At 73.8% G+C, this 15,474-nt stretch carries 14 protein-coding genes and 1 tRNA gene; 9 read left to right on the top strand and 6 right to left on the bottom strand.

Annotated elements, in window-relative coordinates; all coding sequences use genetic code 11:
• Positions 1–126 precede the first annotated feature (126 nt).
• The 3 genes from ACFXB5_RS23375 to ACFXB5_RS23385 form a co-directional block, all read right to left on the bottom strand.
• Positions 127–1,179 (bottom strand): chitinase, encoded by a 1,053-nt coding sequence (locus tag ACFXB5_RS23375; RefSeq protein WP_385211041.1) that lies wholly within the window; start codon positions 1,177–1,179, stop codon positions 127–129.
• A 138-nt stretch (positions 1,180–1,317) separates the two neighbouring features.
• Complete coding sequence (locus ACFXB5_RS23380; protein ID WP_385211044.1) at positions 1,318–2,712, bottom strand: sensor histidine kinase; 1,395 nt, start codon at positions 2,710–2,712, stop codon at positions 1,318–1,320.
• Complete coding sequence (locus tag ACFXB5_RS23385) at positions 2,709–3,422, bottom strand: response regulator transcription factor (protein WP_385211045.1); 714 nt, start codon at positions 3,420–3,422, stop codon at positions 2,709–2,711. Before ACFXB5_RS23385 ends, ACFXB5_RS23380 begins: the two co-directional genes overlap by 4 nt.
• Positions 3,423–3,464: 42 nt before the next feature.
• Here ACFXB5_RS23385 and ACFXB5_RS23390 point away from each other — a divergent pair, with 42 nt between their 5' ends.
• Positions 3,465–4,040 carry a hypothetical protein gene (locus ACFXB5_RS23390; protein ID WP_385211048.1) on the top strand — a complete coding sequence of 192 codons (576 nt, stop codon included), beginning with the start codon at positions 3,465–3,467 and terminating at the stop codon, positions 4,038–4,040.
• Positions 4,041–4,469: 429 nt separating this feature from the next.
• On the opposite strand, the gene ACFXB5_RS23395 is transcribed toward ACFXB5_RS23390, so the two are convergent.
• Both ACFXB5_RS23395 and ACFXB5_RS23400 read right to left on the bottom strand, forming a co-directional pair.
• On the bottom strand, positions 4,470–5,360 hold the full coding sequence (locus ACFXB5_RS23395) for a spermidine synthase (protein WP_385211051.1): 891 nt from the start codon (positions 5,358–5,360) through the stop codon (positions 4,470–4,472).
• A gap of 40 nt (positions 5,361–5,400) precedes the next feature.
• Positions 5,401–5,967 carry a hypothetical protein gene (locus ACFXB5_RS23400; protein WP_385211054.1) on the bottom strand — a complete coding sequence of 189 codons (567 nt, stop codon included), beginning with the start codon at positions 5,965–5,967 and terminating at the stop codon, positions 5,401–5,403.
• A 204-nt stretch (positions 5,968–6,171) separates the two neighbouring features.
• Between ACFXB5_RS23400 and ACFXB5_RS23405 the strand changes: the two genes are divergently transcribed.
• Positions 6,172–7,644: a tetratricopeptide repeat protein gene (locus ACFXB5_RS23405; protein WP_385211057.1), complete on the top strand. Its 1,473-nt coding sequence runs from the start codon at positions 6,172–6,174 to the stop codon at positions 7,642–7,644.
• A gap of 45 nt (positions 7,645–7,689) precedes the next feature.
• On the opposite strand, the gene ACFXB5_RS23410 is transcribed toward ACFXB5_RS23405, so the two are convergent.
• Entirely contained in the window at positions 7,690–8,283 is a 594-nt protein-coding gene (locus tag ACFXB5_RS23410) for a histidine phosphatase family protein (protein ID WP_385211060.1), read from the bottom strand.
• 309 nt (positions 8,284–8,592) lie between these two features.
• Here ACFXB5_RS23410 and ACFXB5_RS23415 point away from each other — a divergent pair, with 309 nt between their 5' ends.
• From ACFXB5_RS23415 to ACFXB5_RS23445, 7 genes are all read left to right on the top strand, one after another.
• Positions 8,593–9,618 carry a phosphatase PAP2 family protein gene (locus ACFXB5_RS23415; protein ID WP_385211063.1) on the top strand — a complete coding sequence of 342 codons (1,026 nt, stop codon included), beginning with the start codon at positions 8,593–8,595 and terminating at the stop codon, positions 9,616–9,618.
• Between the two features lie 31 nt (positions 9,619–9,649).
• Positions 9,650–10,819 carry a hypothetical protein gene (locus ACFXB5_RS23420; RefSeq protein ID WP_385211066.1) on the top strand — a complete coding sequence of 390 codons (1,170 nt, stop codon included), beginning with the start codon at positions 9,650–9,652 and terminating at the stop codon, positions 10,817–10,819.
• On the top strand, positions 10,810–12,507 hold the full coding sequence (locus ACFXB5_RS23425) for a hypothetical protein (RefSeq protein WP_385211069.1): 1,698 nt from the start codon (positions 10,810–10,812) through the stop codon (positions 12,505–12,507). Before ACFXB5_RS23420 ends, ACFXB5_RS23425 begins: the two co-directional genes overlap by 10 nt.
• The gene (locus tag ACFXB5_RS23430) at positions 12,507–13,889 is read left to right on the top strand and encodes an AAA family ATPase (RefSeq protein ID WP_385211136.1); all 1,383 of its coding nucleotides are present in this window, start codon (positions 12,507–12,509) and stop codon (positions 13,887–13,889) included. The genes ACFXB5_RS23425 and ACFXB5_RS23430 overlap by 1 nt, the downstream gene beginning before the upstream one ends.
• 210 nt (positions 13,890–14,099) lie before the next feature.
• Positions 14,100–14,465, top strand: coding sequence for a hypothetical protein (locus ACFXB5_RS23435; RefSeq protein ID WP_020871076.1), 366 nt, complete (start codon positions 14,100–14,102; stop codon positions 14,463–14,465).
• 114 nt (positions 14,466–14,579) lie between these two features.
• Complete coding sequence (locus ACFXB5_RS23440) at positions 14,580–15,269, top strand: bifunctional DNA primase/polymerase (protein ID WP_385211073.1); 690 nt, start codon at positions 14,580–14,582, stop codon at positions 15,267–15,269.
• Between the two features lie 56 nt (positions 15,270–15,325).
• A tRNA-Lys gene (locus ACFXB5_RS23445) sits at positions 15,326–15,399 on the top strand.
• Positions 15,400–15,474: the final 75 nt, after the last annotated feature.

Here is a 15,474-nt window from a genome sequence, read left to right on the forward strand (position 1 = left end):
GCCCCCGCCCCCCCCGCCCGACGGACGCGGGGGGCCGCCGTGGGCGGGGGAGACCTTCCGGGCCGCGCGGAGAGGGGGGTTTCCGTGGGGGGTGGTGAATACGGGGCTTATCCGGCTACGTCGTCGTCAGCCGTTGACGGCGCCGAACGCCTTGGTGAACGCGAGCTCTTCCTGGTCGATCGAGCTGCAGGTCGGCGACGCGGTGTCCTGCGGGCTGGGGCACTGCTTGTCGCGGGTCGCGGACCACATCGACAGCCAGGCCAGGCCCTTGGACTTGGCGAACTCCGCCACCTGGGAGGCGTCGTCGACCTTGAATATCTCGTTCTTGACGTCGTTGACGCCGATCATCGGGGTGACCGCGACGGTCTTCCACGCCTCGTCGTCGTTCAGCCCGAGCGCTTCCTTGATCTGGCCCTGGGTCGCGGTGGCGGCGTCGATCGCGTACTGACCCATGTCGTCATCGAAGGACGCGCCGTAGTCCATCGCCATGATGTTGACGGCGGAGACCTTCACACCGTTCTTCTTGGCGTCGGCGACGAGGTCGACACCGTCCTGGGTGAGGCCGGTCGGCAGCACCGGCAGGGTGAAGGAGACGTCCAGGTCCGAGTGCTGCTGCTGCAGCTTGGCTATCGCCTGGGCGCGGCGGGTGTTGGCCTCCTTGTTCGGGAGCGCGCTGCCCTCGATGTCGAAGTCGACCTTGGTGAGCTTGAGGGCGTCCACGACCTTGCCGTAGGCCGCGGCGAGCTCGTCCGCCGAGGTGCAGGCCAGGCCCAGCTCGGAGCCGGAGGCGCCGCCGAAGGAGACCCGGACGTCGCCGCCCTTCGCGCGCAGCGCTTCGGTCTGCTTGGCCACCTCGTTGTCACCGACCTCGGTGACGCCGCCCCACTTGGGGGTACAGCCGCCACCGGAGGTGATGAAGGCGAGGTTGAACTCCTTGACGCCGGTCTTGTCCGCGGTGCCCACCATGTCGTAGGCGGGGTAGAGCGAGGTGTCGATGTACGGGGCGAAGCCGCCCGCCGCCGCGGCGGGCTTCTCGGAGGCGGAGGTCTTCTCGGAGACGGTTCCCGCGTTCGCCGCCCCGCTGAGCGCGAACGCCGTGCCACCGGCCACGACGGCGGCGGCGGTCGCGCCGATCACCTTGGTGGTCCGGCTGGCCTTGCGACGGTGCGTGCTGCTCATCAGGTGCCTGCCTTCGCTGTACGGATGTGGGGGGTGATGGTGCGGGCGACACGCTAGCGAGGGGAAGTCGGACAAACGGCAGGATCCGTGCACCGGCCACGGATCTTATGGCTGCCTTAAGGAACCCATCGGCGGCGATTAATGCTCCGCGGGCTCCTTGGCCCTGCCGCGCCCCCGGGTCCTCTTCTTACGGCCGCGTCGCCGCTGCCCCGGGTCGGCGGAGCCGGCGCCGTTCAGCGAGAGCCACAGCCGTACCTCGGTGCCGCCCAGCACCGACCGCCCGATCCGCAGATCGCCGCCCGTGGACTCCGCGACCCGGCGCACGATGTCCAGGCCGAGGCCGGTCGAGCCGGGGCCGCCGTCGCCGTGGCCCCGGCGGAGCGCCGCGTCCGGGTCGGCGATGCCGGGGCCCGCGTCCGAGACCAGGATGATCACGCTGTCCTCGCCGTTGTGGACGTCGACCGCGAGCGCCGTGCCCTCGGGCGTGTGCCGGAAGACATTGCCGAGCAGGGCGTCCAGCGCGGCGCCCAGTTCGGGGCGGGCGACCGGCACCCTTACGGTGCGGTCGACCCCGGCCAGCCGCACCGTACGGTCCTCGTCCTCGGCGAGCGCGGACCAGAACTCCATCCGGTCCCGGATCACCTCGGAGGCGTCACAGCCGGAGGGGGTGTGGGTCTTCTGCTGGCGCGCGGTGCGGATGATCTGGTCGACCTCGCCCTCCAGCTGGGCGACGGCGGCGCGGGTCTGGTCGGCCGCCGGACCCTCGCCCAGCGAGGCGGCGTTGAGGCGCAGCACGGTGAGCGGGGTACGGAGCCGGTGGGAGAGGTCGGCGGCCAGCTCGCGCTCGCCGGCCAGGAGCTGGACCACCTGGTCGGCCATGGAGTTGAACGCGGCGGCTGCCGCCCGGAGTTCGGCCGGGCCGTCCTCCGGGACGCGCACCCCGAGCTCGCCCCGGCCCAGGTCGTGGGCGGCCCCGGCGAGCCGCCCGGCGGGGCGCACCAGCCGGGTGCCGAGCCGGTCGGCGATGGCCACCGCGCCGACGATCAGCGCGAGGCCGACGCCCGCGAGCACCAGCCACGACGTGGTCACCCCGCTGGTGACCACGCCACGCGGGACATACACCTCCACGACCGCGACCTGACCGCTGCTCAGCGCGGTCGGCTGGAGCAGCGCGTACCCCCCGGGGGCGCCGGACACCGAGGCGCGGCCGAGCCGCCGCGCGGTGGCCAGCTCGCCCCTGGGCGCACGGCTCTTGCCCAGGTCGTAGCCGCTTCCCCGCTTCCCCGGCTCATCGGGGACATGCACCGCCATCCGGCCGTCCCCGCCCGCCTGGGTGCTGGCGACCGCGCGCTGCAGCCGCGCCCGCTCGGTGGTGATGGCGAGCGCCGGGCCGATGGTGGCGGCCTGCCGCTCGGCGTCGGCGAACGCCCGGTCCCGGGCCAGCTCCTTGACGACGAGTCCGAGCGGTACGGCGAAGGCGACCACGACCATCGCCGTGACCGCCAGACAGACCTTGACCAGGGCCCATCTCACGTGTGCTCCGTCGGGGGCTCCAGCTTGACCCCGACCCCGCGCAGCGTATGGAGATAGCGCGGCCGGGCGGCCGTCTCGCCCAGCTTGCGGCGCAGCCAGGACAGATGGACGTCGATGGTCTGGTCGTCCCCGTACGCCTGCCGCCAGACCTCGGCGAGGAGTTCCCGGCGCGGCACCACGACGCCGGGCCGCCCGGCGAGATAGGCCAGCAGATCGAATTCCCGTCGGGTCAGATCGAGCGCCATCCCGTCCAACTTGGCCTGACGGCGCAGCGGATCGACGGCCAGTCCGCCGACCCGGAGCACCGCGGGGGGCGCCGCCGCGCCGCCCGGCTCACCCGGCCCGCCCCCGCGCGCACGGCGCAGCACGGCGGTCATCCGGGCGGAGAGATGGGCCACGGAGAACGGTTTGACCAGGTAGTCGTCGGCGCCGTCGTTGAGCAGCCGGACGATCTCACCCTCGTCGTCACGGGCGGTGGCCACGATGACCGGCACATCGGTGATGCCGCGCAACATCTTGAGCGCCTCCGCCCCGTCCAGATCGGGCAGGCCGAGGTCCAGGATGACGACGTCGAATCCGATCTGTGCCACCTCGCGCAACGCCTCCAGGGCGGTGCCGACGCTGCGCACGGTATGGGACGCCTCGGACAACTGCCGTATGAGGGCTGAGCGCACGAACTGGTCGTCCTCGACCACAAGCACACTTGCCATGAGCGGCACCGTACGCCATTCGGGTGAGGCAAGATGAGGAAGATGCAAAGAGGTCTGGTCCAATGTCTGGCCTGGGTGCTGGCGACCGGCGCCGCGGTCACGCTGTCGTGGTACGGCGTGCGGACGGTGCTGACCGGTACGGCCTACGACCCGCCGCGCGCGCTGCCGATCACGGACGGCTCGGGGTCGGCGAAGGGGGCCTGGTCCTCCTCCACGCATCGCCCCAAACCGCCCTCGCCCTCGGCCACTTCACCGTCCTCGCCGTCCTCGCCCTCGCCTCCCGGGACGGCCGCGGGGTCCGGCGGGGACAAGGCCAAGGAGTCCGGTTCGGCCGGGCGCACCCGGAAACCGACACAGACGCCGTCCCGGCGGGAGTCGGCGCGGCCGGAGGAGAGCGGGGAGGTGCGCAGCTATCCGGCCAAGGGCGGCCGGGCGGTCTTCGACATCCGGGCGGCATCGGCGGATCTGGTCTCGGCGACCCCGGACGGCGGATGGCAGATGCAGGTGTGGAAGCAGAGCGAGTGGATCCGGGTGGACTTCGTCTCCGGGGCCGACACCACCACCATCTTCTGCACCTGGCACGACGGCCCGCCCCAGGTCCGCATCGACGAGCACTAGATCGACGAGCACTAGGACGAGCACCAGGAGGCGTCCGACGGATCGTGCCGCCTGCGGCGGGCTGCTCCCCTCCCCGCCCCTTCCCACAACTGGGGCTCCGCCCCGGGGCCTGGGGCCTGGGGCCTGGGGCCTGGGGGCGAAGCCGCATAGCGAAGCCGCATAGCGATGCCGCATAGCGATGCCGCAGCAAGGAGCGGGGAGGGACCCCGCCGTCCCGGCGCGCCAGGGGGAGTCCGGGGCTCCGCCCCCGAGCCCGGGGCCTGGGGGCGAAGCCCCCGGCCACGCGGCGGACGCCCCGTAAGGCTGGGGGCGAAGCCCCCGGCCACGCGGCGGACGCCCCGTAAGCGCTTCGGTGGAAGTGGCCTGAGCTGCCGTCGATCGTCTGCGGCGCCATCGTGGCCGGGCGCGGCCACGCGGCGGAGCCGCACGTCAGGCGAAGACGGCGGGCGGCGGGGCCGGGGAGGGGGCGGCGGTCGCGTCGGTGACCGGGGCCGCACCACCGGTGAAGTCCGCCAGCGCACGCCCGTGTTCGACCCGGGCGGGGTGCGGATCGCCCGCGGCACGGCGGGTGAGCTCGGCCAGCGGCAGCTCGCGGTCGGCGGCCAGCAGCACGGCGTTGCCGAAGCGGCGGCCGCGCAGGAGGGCGGGGTCGGCGGTCAGACACACCTCGGCGAACGCGGCGCGGGCGGTGGCGATCTGGGCCTTCAGATGGGCCAGCGGCGGGCCGTCGGCGAGATTCGCGGCGTAGCACCCGTCGGGGCGCAGGGCGCGGCGCACCTCGGCGAGGAACTCCGCGCTGGTGAGATGGGAGGGCGTACGGGCCCCGCTGAAGACATCCGCGATGATCAGATCCGCCCAGCCGTCGGGCACCTTGGCGAGCCCGGCCCTGGCGTCGGCGCCGCGCACCCGTATCCGGTCACCGGGGTCCAGCGGCAGCTCACGCCGGACGAACTGGACGAGCGGGGCGTCGATCTCGATGATCTGCTGGGTGGAGCGGGGGCGGGTGGCCGCTATATAGCGGGCGAGAGTGAAGGCGCCGCCGCCCAGATGGACCGCGTGCAGCGGGCGGCCGGGAGGGGCGGCGAGATCGGCGACATGGCCGAATCTGCGCTGGTACTCGAAGTCGAGATGGGCCGGGTCGTCGAGGTCCACATGCGACTGCGGCTTGCCGTCGAGCAGCAGCGTCCAGCCGCTCGGCCGGTCCCGGTCCGGCACGAGCTCGGCGAGCCCCCCGTCGACGGATGCGGTGACCGGCTCGGGGCTGCGTCCCCGCGCCGCTCCGCGCCCGCGCGCGGCTCGCTTGTTCGTGCCTTTCGCCATGTGTCCCAGTATGGGGCCGACCACTGACAGCCCCCGGGACTCACTGGCAGCGGTCGACGGCCTCGATCGTGCGGGCCGCCTCACCGAGCGCCGCCCGGAGCTCGGCGGGGTCAGTGGCGACCGTGTACGCCGCGTCGGGCGGCACCAGCCAGCCGGTGCCGATGCCCGGCGGGGCCTCGTTCCCGGCCGCGCCGGATTCGCCGTCTCCGGGTTCACTGTCTCCGGATGCGGTGTCTCCGGATTCACCGTCTCCGGATTCGCTGTTCCCGTATGCGGGATCCCCGAATGCGGAGTCTCCGGTTCGGGTGTCTCCGGCCTCGGCGGGGGTGCCGGTGCCGGAGCCGATATTTATCCGGATCCCGCGCCCGGATGTCTGGGTGCACGCCGAGCCCGGCAGGTCCCAGCCGTCCGCCGTGCCGGGCGGGACCAGGAAGCCGAGGGTGTCGCAGGCGTTGTCATGCAGGACGGGACCAAGGCCGTCGCACGCACGACGCAGGATGTCCACCGCCTCCAGCCCCTGGCGGGCGGGCACGGTGACGAGATCGCAGTCCTGGCGCTGGGGGTGCTGGGGGTGCTGGGCAGTCGTCCGTGAGCGGCTGGTATCCACTCCGGCCTCCCTCTTCATCGGGTAGCACCTGGTTCAACGCGCGGCGGTGTCAACGGCTACGGCTGAATGCCGCCGTAAAGGATGGCAGTTCATGGCAGATCGTGGGCGAGACGTCACATTTGCCGGAAATCTCCGAGTGTCGTGGATCGCGCAGCCGGTACGGTTCTCCCCCGCCCACCTGGCATCACCAAGGGAGAGGCTCAGATGACGCCGCTTCCAGAGCCCCCGCCGCCCCGGCCGAACACCGCGTTCCGCCGACTGCGCGGCCAGCTCTCGCCCTCCGAGTTCGCGGCGTCCGTACGCCGCGCCGCCCGTGAGATCGGCGAGCAGGTCTCCTGCGACGCCCGTTATATCGGCCGTGTCGAGTCGGGGGCGATCCGCTGCCCCAACTACGCGTACGAGCGGGTCTTCCGTCATATGTTCCCCGGCCGCACCCTTACGGATCTCGGCTTCGCCTCCCGCGAGTCGGTGCGCGGCCACCAGGCGCGCGGCCCCGTGGGCCCTCCCGTCCCCGTGTCCGTCCCCTTTCCCGGCCCGCGCCCCGGGCTCTGCGAGCCCCAGGGCAAGGGGTCCGTCGACGTCTTCGAGGAGAGCGAACTGCTGCGCCGCTCGTTCATGGCCGGTGGGGCGGCGGCCGCCGCCGTGGCCGCCGCGCCCCGGGCCGGGACGCCGCCCCGGCGAGCGGGGCGGCGGGTGGGCGAGGCCGAGGCCGCCGCCGTGGAGGAGGCCGTACGGCGGATCCGGGTGCTGGACGACCGGCACGGCGCCGACCCCCTCTACGCACACACCGCCAAACCGCTGAGCGCCGCCTACGCCCTGCTCGACGCGGGCGGCTACAGCCGCTCGATCGCCGAGCGGCTCTTCGCGGGCGCGGGCGAACTGGCCATCTCGGTGGGCTGGCTGGCCCATGACTCCGGGCGGCTGTCCGACGCCCGGTCCCACTACGCCGAGGCCCTGGCCACCGCGCGGGTCTCCGGCGACGCCGCCCTGGAGGCGCACGCGTTCTGCAACACCGCCTTCCTCGCCCGCGACGCCGGACACCCCCGCGAGGCAGTAAGGGCGGCGCAGGCGGCCCAGCGGGTGGCCGAGCGGCTCGCCTCGCCACGGCTGCTGTCCCTGCTCGCGCTGCGCGAGGCCGGGGGGCTCGCCTGGCTGACCGACCGGGGCGGCTGTGAGCGGGCGCTGCTGCGCGCCCGGACGCTGTTCGAGCGCGGGCCCTGCGACGCCGACCCCGAGTGGATGAGCTTCTTCGGGGAGGCCGAACTGGAGGGGCTGGAGGCGCAGTGCTGGTCGGCGCTCGGCGACTGGAAGCGCGCCGTGGAGCACGCGCGGCGCGCGGTCGCCCTCCAGAACCCCCACTTCACCCGCAATATCGCGCTGTTCACCACGGAGCTGGCGAGCGATCTGGTGGCGGGCGGCGCGCCGGACGCGGCCGCCGCCTCGGCCGGCCGGGCGCTCGGCCTGCTGGACCAGGTGAAGTCGTCGCGGATCCGCCGGATGCTCGACGACACGGCCCGGATACTTCGTCCTTACGGTCGCGATGCGGCGGTCGCGGACTTCCTCGCCCGCTATGAGACGGCCGCCACCCGTCCCGAGGCCACCGCCCGCCCCGAGCCGGCCACCCGTCCCGAGGCCACCGCGCGTCCCGAACCGGCCGGCCTCACCAGCCCGGTCTGACGCCGGTTCGCCCCCTCGATCGGGATGGCCGGTTCAACGGCCGGTTCAGTCGAGATGACCGGTGTCGTTCCAGCGCTCGATGGCGGGCTCGCCGTACGCCCAGCCGAGCACCGACAGGGACGTGGGATCGAGCCGGATACAGGCGGCGAAGGAGGCGTCATGGCCGAGCCAACGGGCACCCAGCGTCCGCAGGATGTGGCCGTGCGCGAAGACCAGCACATCGCGGTCGGCCGAGCGCGCCCACTCCACGACCTCGTCGGCCCGCGCCGCGATCGCGTCGATCGACTCGCCCTCGGCCACCCCGTCGCGCCAGATGAGCCAGCCCGGCCGGACGGCCTTGATCTCGTCGGGGGTCATCCCCTCGTACGCGCCGTAGTCCCACTCCAGGAGCGCGTCCCACTCCCGCGCCCGGTCGCCGAAGCCCGCCAGTGCGCAGGTCTCCTTCGCCCGCGCCAGCGGGCTGGTGCGCACCTCGACGTCCGGGAGGCCCGCCCAGGGGCCGTGGTGCAGCCGCTCGCCGAGCAGTTCGGCGCCGCGCCGCCCCTCGTCCAGCAGCGGGATGTCCGTACGGCCGGTGTGCTTCCCGGTCAGCGACCACCGCGTCTGTCCGTGCCGGGCCAGGAGGATGCGTGGGGCCATGGGGTAGTGCCTTCTTTCACCGGATCCGCACCGCCGCGCCGCCGTGCGCCGTTACACGTCGCTGCCTGCGGTTTCGTGCACATCACGGGACCGGCACATGGCCGATCACCATCCCTCCATCATCGCGCACGTGATCGGCAGGCAACCTCCGGGTCACTCCTGGCGTCTTCCTGGCTGCGCGCGAGTCCGCCAGGGGGTCCCGACAGTGGGCGCGCTCGCGGATGGGGGCGGTGCGTAGGTCGCTTCGCCTACACCGTACGGTTGACCGCGCGCCTTTTTCTGGCCGGCTGAACTTTGGAGAGCGTCCGAATGCCCTTTACCGTGCCCCGTGCCGGAGCAGCACAGGGCAGTCGGCCCCGTTGGTGGACCGAACTGCCGCTCATAGCGGTGGTGTACGCCGCGTACTCGGCCGGTCGGCTCCTGGCTCGCGGCGATGTGTCCACCGCCGTCGATCACGGTCTGGCGATCCTCCATTTCGAACAGCGTCTGAACATCGACTTCGAGTCGCCGCTGAACGACCTCTTCACGGCCAACGCGTTCATAGGCATACCGGCGGACTTCGCCTACGCCTCGCTGCACTACGTCCTCACCCCGGCCATCCTGATGTGGCTTTGGAAGCGCCGTAAGGCGTCGGACTACCGCTTTCTGCGCACCTGGCTGCTGGTCTCCACGGTCATCGGGCTCATCGGCTTCACACTGCTGCCCACGTGCCCGCCACGGCTCCTGGACGCGAGCCACGGCTTCGTGGACACCATGGCGCAGTACGGCTCGTACGGCTGGTGGGGCGGCGACGCCAGCGCACCGCGCGGGCTCGGCGGGCTGACCAACCAGTACGCGGCGATGCCCAGCCTCCATGTGGGATGGGCGCTGTGGTGCGGCGTCTCCCTGTGGCGGCACGGACGCTCGGTGTGGGCCAAGGTCGGCGCGGTCGGCTATCCCCTGGCGATCACGCTCGTGGTGATGGGCACCGCCAACCACTACTTCCTGGACGCGGCCGCCGGCGTCGCCACCATGGGGCTCGGGGCGCTGCTGGCGGGCCCGGCGCTGCGGCTCGCGGACGCCCTGCGCACCCGTCTGCGCCCGGCCCAGGAGGCCCCCGTCGTCTCCCGAAACGCGGGTGTGCCCGCGAATGTCGGTGACAAGTGCGAGACTTCGGCGCGTGAACGGGAACGGATCCCCCGACAGCAGGGCAGGGGCGCGGACAGGCAACGCACCGACGGTGCCGCGGACGACGGCGGCCGGGGAGCCGGTGCCGGTACCGGCGGCCGGGGCGCCACGGCCACGGGCGGCGCGGCCTCCACGGCAGGCGACGGGGCTCCGGCAGCGGCTCGCTGAGCTGCGCGGCCCGGCCACCGCTCCCCGTCCGATGGACGCCCGAGCGCTGGCGGCGCTGGCCGCCAACCCGGGCTGCCGCCGCCGCGCGCTGCTGGACGGGGCCGGGGTCGACAAGGGCGCGCTGGCGCAGGCCCTGGGGGCTCCCGCGAACTTCGGGCAGTCGCAGTTCGCGCATCAGCGCGGCAACTCCTTCGAGGCCCGGGTCAAGGCCGACGGCGGCGCGGATCTGGTGCGGCTGCTGCACGAGCGACTGCGCGACGGCTCGGAGCCGCCCGGCCCCGGCGCCGTCGCGACCCCCGATCTGACCGCGCCCGGACCGCAGGGCCGCACCGCCCGTACGGCGCTCGCGCTGCGGGAGGCCACGGAGGCGGGGGGCTGGGCGCTGCTGGACCATCCGATGGTGAGCCTGGACGTCGCGGGCTCGCCCGCCTTCCTGGAGCCGGACGCGGTCGTGGTCCACCCCGACGGGTCGTGGACGGTCATCGAGATCAAGTCCTTCCCCATGGTGGACGGCTCCGCCGACCCGGCCAAGGTGGGCGCGGCCGCCCGGCAGTCGGCGGTCTACACGCTGGCGCTGGAGCGGGTGGCGTCGATGATCGGCGAGCCCGAGGAGGGCGGCGACGCGGCGGAGGCGGCGGAGGTGGCGGAGGTGGCGAGCAGGGCGGACCGCGCTCCCGTACGGGCCCGGGTGCGGCATCAGGCGCTGCTCGTCTGCCCCAAGGACTTCTCCAACCTGCCGACCGCCGAACTGGTCGATGTGCGCAAGCAGCTGGCGGTCACCCGGCGGCAGCTGGACCGGCTGACCCGGATCGAGGAGATCGCCGCCGCCCTCCCCGAGGGCACCACCTTCGACCTCCGGCTCACCGACGACGGCCAGATCCCGACCCGGCCGGTCGAGGAGCTCACGGCCGCCGTGGACACGGTCGACGCGGCGTACGCGCCGGAGTGCCTGTCCACCTGTGAGCTGGCCGCCCACTGCCGGACGCGGTCCCGCGCGGCAGGACAGGTCGAGGCGCTGGGCCGTGGCGTCCGGGGCGAGCTGGGCGGGCTCACCACCGTGGACGCCGTCCTTACCGCCGCCATGCACGGCCCCGCCGACGAGGCGCCCACCGGTGACCCCGCCGTGGACGCCCTGCGCCGCGCGGCGGCCCTGCGCGCCGAGGCGCTCGCGTCCCGCCCCGAGGCGGTGGCATGTCGCTGATCACCACCCTGGCCCGGATGGAGGCGGTCCGGGAGGGGCGGGCCCAGCCCCTGACCACCGTGCGCCACCGCCATCTCTCGGAGCGTCCGCTGGCGTTCGTCCCGCTCACCACCGCGGGTGAGGCGGGGGCGCCGCTCGGCGCGCTGGTGGGCACCGACCGGGACGCGCCACGGCTGCTGATCGTGGCCCAGCCGCGCGACCGCGACCTGCGGTTCGCGTTCCTCGCCGAGCTCGCGGAGGAGATCCAGCCGTATCTGGACTCGTACGGGGACGAGGTCGAGCTGGAGGAGCGCAAGGAGACCGATCCGGAGACCGGTAAGAAGGTGCCGGTCCAGGTCGAGCTCTGTGAGGACGCGCCGCAGCTGCTGGTGCCCAGCGCCGCGGGCGTGGCGTTCGTCCGGCTGCTGGGCCGGTCGATGCGGTTCCGGCGGACCGTCGAGCAGGACCCGGAGACGCCCTTCCCGGCGCCCGCGCGCGTACCGCTGCTGGGCCGCTGGCTGACCCACTACGGGGAGCGGGCGCGGGTGCCCGGCTCCTGTCTGCTGCTGTCGCTCACCGAGCTGCTGAGCCGTCACTGGGCGACCGGACAGAGCAATCTCGAGGATCAGCACCTGGGCTCGCTGCTCGCCTGGATCGACCCCCCGGAGGGCGTGCCGGGGGCGGAGGCGGCGCTGCGGGCGGAGTCGGAGCGGGACGAGGACGGCCGGCTGAGCTGCCCGCCCGCCGGACCGGCCACCGACCCCGCCTTCGACAACAAGCTGCTGGCCCCTGCGATGTCCCGCTACGACGCGGCCCGCGCCGAGGCGTCACAGGGCGTGGCCGGGGGCGCGGCGCGGCTGCGGCTCGCCGAGGCGGAGCTGCGCGGGCTGATCGAGTCGCAGCTGCGGCCCACCTGGGACGCGCTGTGGCGCGGGGTGGATCTGCTGCGCGCCCTCCCGGAGGGCGCGCGGGTGGCCGACCGCTGGAAGCGGGACCGCTGGTCCTACACCGGCCACCGGGACCGGGTCCGGGCCGGGGAACCGCCGCAGCCCAAGCTGGACGACGCGGTGACGGCGGCGCAGAAGCTCGCCGCGCGCGAGACCGCGCAGGCCCAGCTGGACGCCCATGAGGCGCTGGACGATCCGCTGGTCATGGCGGGGCGGCGGCTGGCCGGTGAGGCGTTCGCGGGCGAGGTGATCGATGTGGAGATGGCCTGGTCGGACGCCAAGGTGCCGCGTCCGCGCCCGCTGGTCACGATCCGCACCGAGGACCGTCCGCACCTGGCCGAGCGGGTCAAGCTGCACCGGGTCACGGCCGACGGCAGGGCGCAGAGCGGGGAGTTCGCCGGACTCGCGGACATGGACGGCGCTGACGGGTCCGACGAGGGCGACAGAGCCGATGTCACGGAGGGTCCGGATGACACGAACGACCCGGACAATACGGACAGTCCGGGCGATACTGATGGCCCGCGCCGCGCGCTGGTGGTGCGGCTGACCGGCGGGATGGGCCGGGGCAAGCAGCCCGAGCCGGGCACGGTGCCCGAGAAGGGCGACCGGGTGTGCTGGACGCTGTTCGAGCACGCCCCGCGCGGCGGCCCCGAGCTGCCCGACGCGGAGAGCACCCCATGGACCCACGGCGGCCCGCCGGACGCCGCCGCCCCGGCCCAGGGCCCCCAGCCCGACCCGATGACCGAGGAGGACTATCTGTGATCGGCGCGGACCCGGCCGCCGCCGCGGCCCACCCGGGCCGTGCCCGCGCGGGCGAGCCGTTCGACCCGTCGGCCGCCGCGGCGCGGGCCACCGAGGCGATCCTGCACGACACGCTGCACGGAGCGGACCGCGGCGTCGTCGTGGACTCCCCGCCCGGTGCGGGCAAGTCGACGCTGGTGGTGCGGGCGGCGCGGGAGCTGGCCGCCGCCGGGCGGCCGCTGATGGTGGTCGCGCAGACCAACGCCCAGGTGGACGATCTGGTGGACCGGCTGGCCACGGCGGACCCCGACCTCCCGGTGGGGCGGCTGCACAGCAGCGATCCGCATCCGTACGACCCGGTGCTCGACGGCCATGCGTCGGTCCGCGCCTCCGCGAAGATCGCCGACCTCGCCGGGCTCGACATCGTGGTCTCCACGGCCGCGAAGTGGGCGCACATCAAAAACGTCGAGCCGTGGCGGCACGCGATCGTGGACGAGGCGTACCAGATGCGCTCCGACGCGCTGCTGGCGGTCGCCGGGCTGTTCGAGCGGGCGCTGTTCGTGGGCGACCCGGGGCAGCTGGACCCGTTCAGCGTGGTGGGCGCCGACCAGTGGGCGGGGCTGTCGTACGACCCGTCGGCGAGCGCGGTCACCACTCTGCTCGCCCACAACCCGCGGCTTCCGCAGCACCGGCTGCCGGTCTCCTGGCGGCTCCCGGCCTCGGCCGCGCCGCTGGTCTCGCACGCGTTCTACCCGTACACGCCCTTCCGCAGCGGCACCGGCCACGGCGAGCGGCGGCTGAGCTTCGGGGTGGCCTCCGACGGCTCGGGCCCCGACCGGGTGCTGGACGAGGCCGCCGCGTCCGGCTGGGGGCTGCTGGAGCTGCCCGCCCGGCGCACTCCGCGCACCGACCCGGAGGCGGTGGCGGCCGTGGCCCAGGTGGTGCGGCGGCTGCTGGACCGGGGCGCGGTGGCGGTCAGCGAGCGGTCCGACGAGCCGCAGCCGGTCGCGGCGGACCGGATCGCGGTGGGCACGGCGCACCGGGACCAGGCGGCGGCGGTCCGGGCGGCGCTGGCGGGGCTCGGGGTCTCCGGCGTCACCGTCGACACCGCCAATCGCCTCCAAGGGCGTGAGTTCGATGTCACGGTCGTGCTGCACCCGCTGTCCGGGCGGCCGGACGCCACGGCCTTCCACCTGGAGACGGGGCGGTTGTGCGTGCTGGCGTCGCGGCACCGGCAGGCGTGTGTGGTGGTGTGCCGGGCGGGGGTGGCCGAGCTGCTGGACGAGCACCCGTCCACGGAGCCGGTGCAGCTGGGCGTCACGGTGAAGTTCCCGGACGGCTGGGAGGCCAATCACGCGGTGCTGGCGCACCTGTCCGAGCACCGGGTGGCATGGCGACCGTAAGGGTGTGAGGGAGGTCCCAGGTGTCGTAAGGGCCTGGCTGTACGGTGCGTCACCGGGGTGAGGGGTGCGGCCATGGTTCAGGGGGCGGTGGGGTGGGGAGAGACCCCAGGTCGGCGGCGTACGGCGGGGGCGCCCTTGCCCTACGCGCGACAATGGAGACGGCAAGACCCGCGAACCGTACGTGTCTCACGAGCCAGGAGGAGAGATCACATGCCCGAGCCGGATTCGGCTCACGGCCGGCACGGCTCCGCGCCCCGGCGGCTGAAGCCCGCGCCCCTGCTCTTCGAACCGGCCGCCGCCGCGTCGGACGAGGCGCACTTCTTCGACCTGGAGTCGATCGAAGACCCGCGTGAGCTGTTGTCCCGCTCGACGGAGCTGGTGCTGGCGTTCCGCGCGGCGACGGACCGGGCCATGGAGTTCCAGGCGATGGCGGCCGCGCAGCTCGCCGACCCGAGGCGATTCGATCGGCTGACCCCCGCCGTAATCGCCGAGCGTGCCGAGTGGACCGAGGACTACGCCAAGAAGATGGTCGAATTCGGTCGTGAGCTGATGCGGGGCGGCGAGGTGCTGGACTGACGGCAGGCGTGAGCCCGGGGCATATGCGAGCGGAAGGTACCCGATACCGCCATCCGATGTCCCGGTTTCGTCTCATCTCTCTACACCGTCAGCGCTGGCGGTAAAGGTGGAAACATGAGCAGATCGCCGCAGGACTCACTTCACACCGCCGCCTTCGTCACCCCGGCAGGCGCGGACTGGCTCGCCTCGGCCAGCGCCTCCCCGCGCGGTGTGCAGGCCCTGTGGGCCGCCGCCCCGACCGCCCCGGTGACGCTGCCGTGCGGCACGGCGTTCGACGTGATCAGCATGGACGCGCTCTTCGGCCGCCGGGTGGTGGGCCGGTTATGGACCGACGGCCCCGGCACCGGACCGGTCGCGGCCCAGGGCGGCCGGGTCATGCTCTTCGCCACCCCGGGGACCGCCCAGCGGCTGCCCGCACTGCTCGGCTGGGAGGAGTGGGGCGCGGCCGCTCCCCCGCTGCTCTGCTACGGCCGGGGCGACGCGGTGACCGTGCCGCCGCTGTTCCCGCCGGACCCCGGTCCACAGGAGGCGGCGCCCCTGGAGCGCGACGACGCCCCGGATTCCGGCGCCAGGAAGCCCGGCGCCCGGGAGTTCCGCGCCTCGGAGTCCGGAACCGGAGAGTCCGGAACCCGGGAGTCCGCCCCGATGCCGTCGCCGCGCTGGCTGGTCGCGCCCGATGTCCGCGGCCCCTGGCTGCCCGGCCCCGAGGTACTGCTGTGGGCCTGTGTGCGGGCGGCCCGCACCGCCGGTGGTGATCTTGTCAGCACGGCTGTGACCAGCGCACCCGCCGCCTTTCCGGGCTGAAACTTATCGATTTTCGCTCCGTGGCGTCCGGGTGCTAAGGTCTCCTACGTCAGCAGGCGCCGCTAGCTCAGTTGGTTAGAGCAGCTGACTCTTAATCAGCGGGTCCGGGGTTCGAGTCCCTGGCGGCGCACAGATAGTGAAAGGCCCCCTACTTCGGTTGGGGGCCGATCGCGTGGCGCGGCGAAACACATCGCGGGTGGCGCCG

This window comes from Streptomyces sp. NPDC059455 (assembly GCF_042750115.1).
GTDB lineage: Bacteria > Actinomycetota > Actinomycetes > Streptomycetales > Streptomycetaceae > Streptomyces > Streptomyces endocoffeicus.

Coding starts and splice junctions, on each gene's coding strand:
- ACFXB5_RS23375 (WP_385211041.1), bottom strand. CDS start 1,179: ATGAGCAGCACGCACCGTCGCAAGGCCAGCCGGACCACCAAGGTGATC.
- ACFXB5_RS23385 (WP_385211045.1), bottom strand. CDS start 3,422: ATGGCAAGTGTGCTTGTGGTCGAGGACGACCAGTTCGTGCGCTCAGCC.
- ACFXB5_RS23390 (WP_385211048.1), top strand. CDS start 3,465: ATGCAAAGAGGTCTGGTCCAATGTCTGGCCTGGGTGCTGGCGACCGGC.
- ACFXB5_RS23395 (WP_385211051.1), bottom strand. CDS start 5,360: ATGGCGAAAGGCACGAACAAGCGAGCCGCGCGCGGGCGCGGAGCGGCG.
- ACFXB5_RS23405 (WP_385211057.1), top strand. CDS start 6,172: ATGACGCCGCTTCCAGAGCCCCCGCCGCCCCGGCCGAACACCGCGTTC.
- ACFXB5_RS23410 (WP_385211060.1), bottom strand. CDS start 8,283: ATGGCCCCACGCATCCTCCTGGCCCGGCACGGACAGACGCGGTGGTCG.
- ACFXB5_RS23415 (WP_385211063.1), top strand. CDS start 8,593: ATGCCCTTTACCGTGCCCCGTGCCGGAGCAGCACAGGGCAGTCGGCCC.
- ACFXB5_RS23420 (WP_385211066.1), top strand. CDS start 9,650: ATGGACGCCCGAGCGCTGGCGGCGCTGGCCGCCAACCCGGGCTGCCGC.
- ACFXB5_RS23425 (WP_385211069.1), top strand. CDS start 10,810: ATGTCGCTGATCACCACCCTGGCCCGGATGGAGGCGGTCCGGGAGGGG.
- ACFXB5_RS23435 (WP_020871076.1), top strand. CDS start 14,100: ATGCCCGAGCCGGATTCGGCTCACGGCCGGCACGGCTCCGCGCCCCGG.
- ACFXB5_RS23440 (WP_385211073.1), top strand. CDS start 14,580: ATGAGCAGATCGCCGCAGGACTCACTTCACACCGCCGCCTTCGTCACC.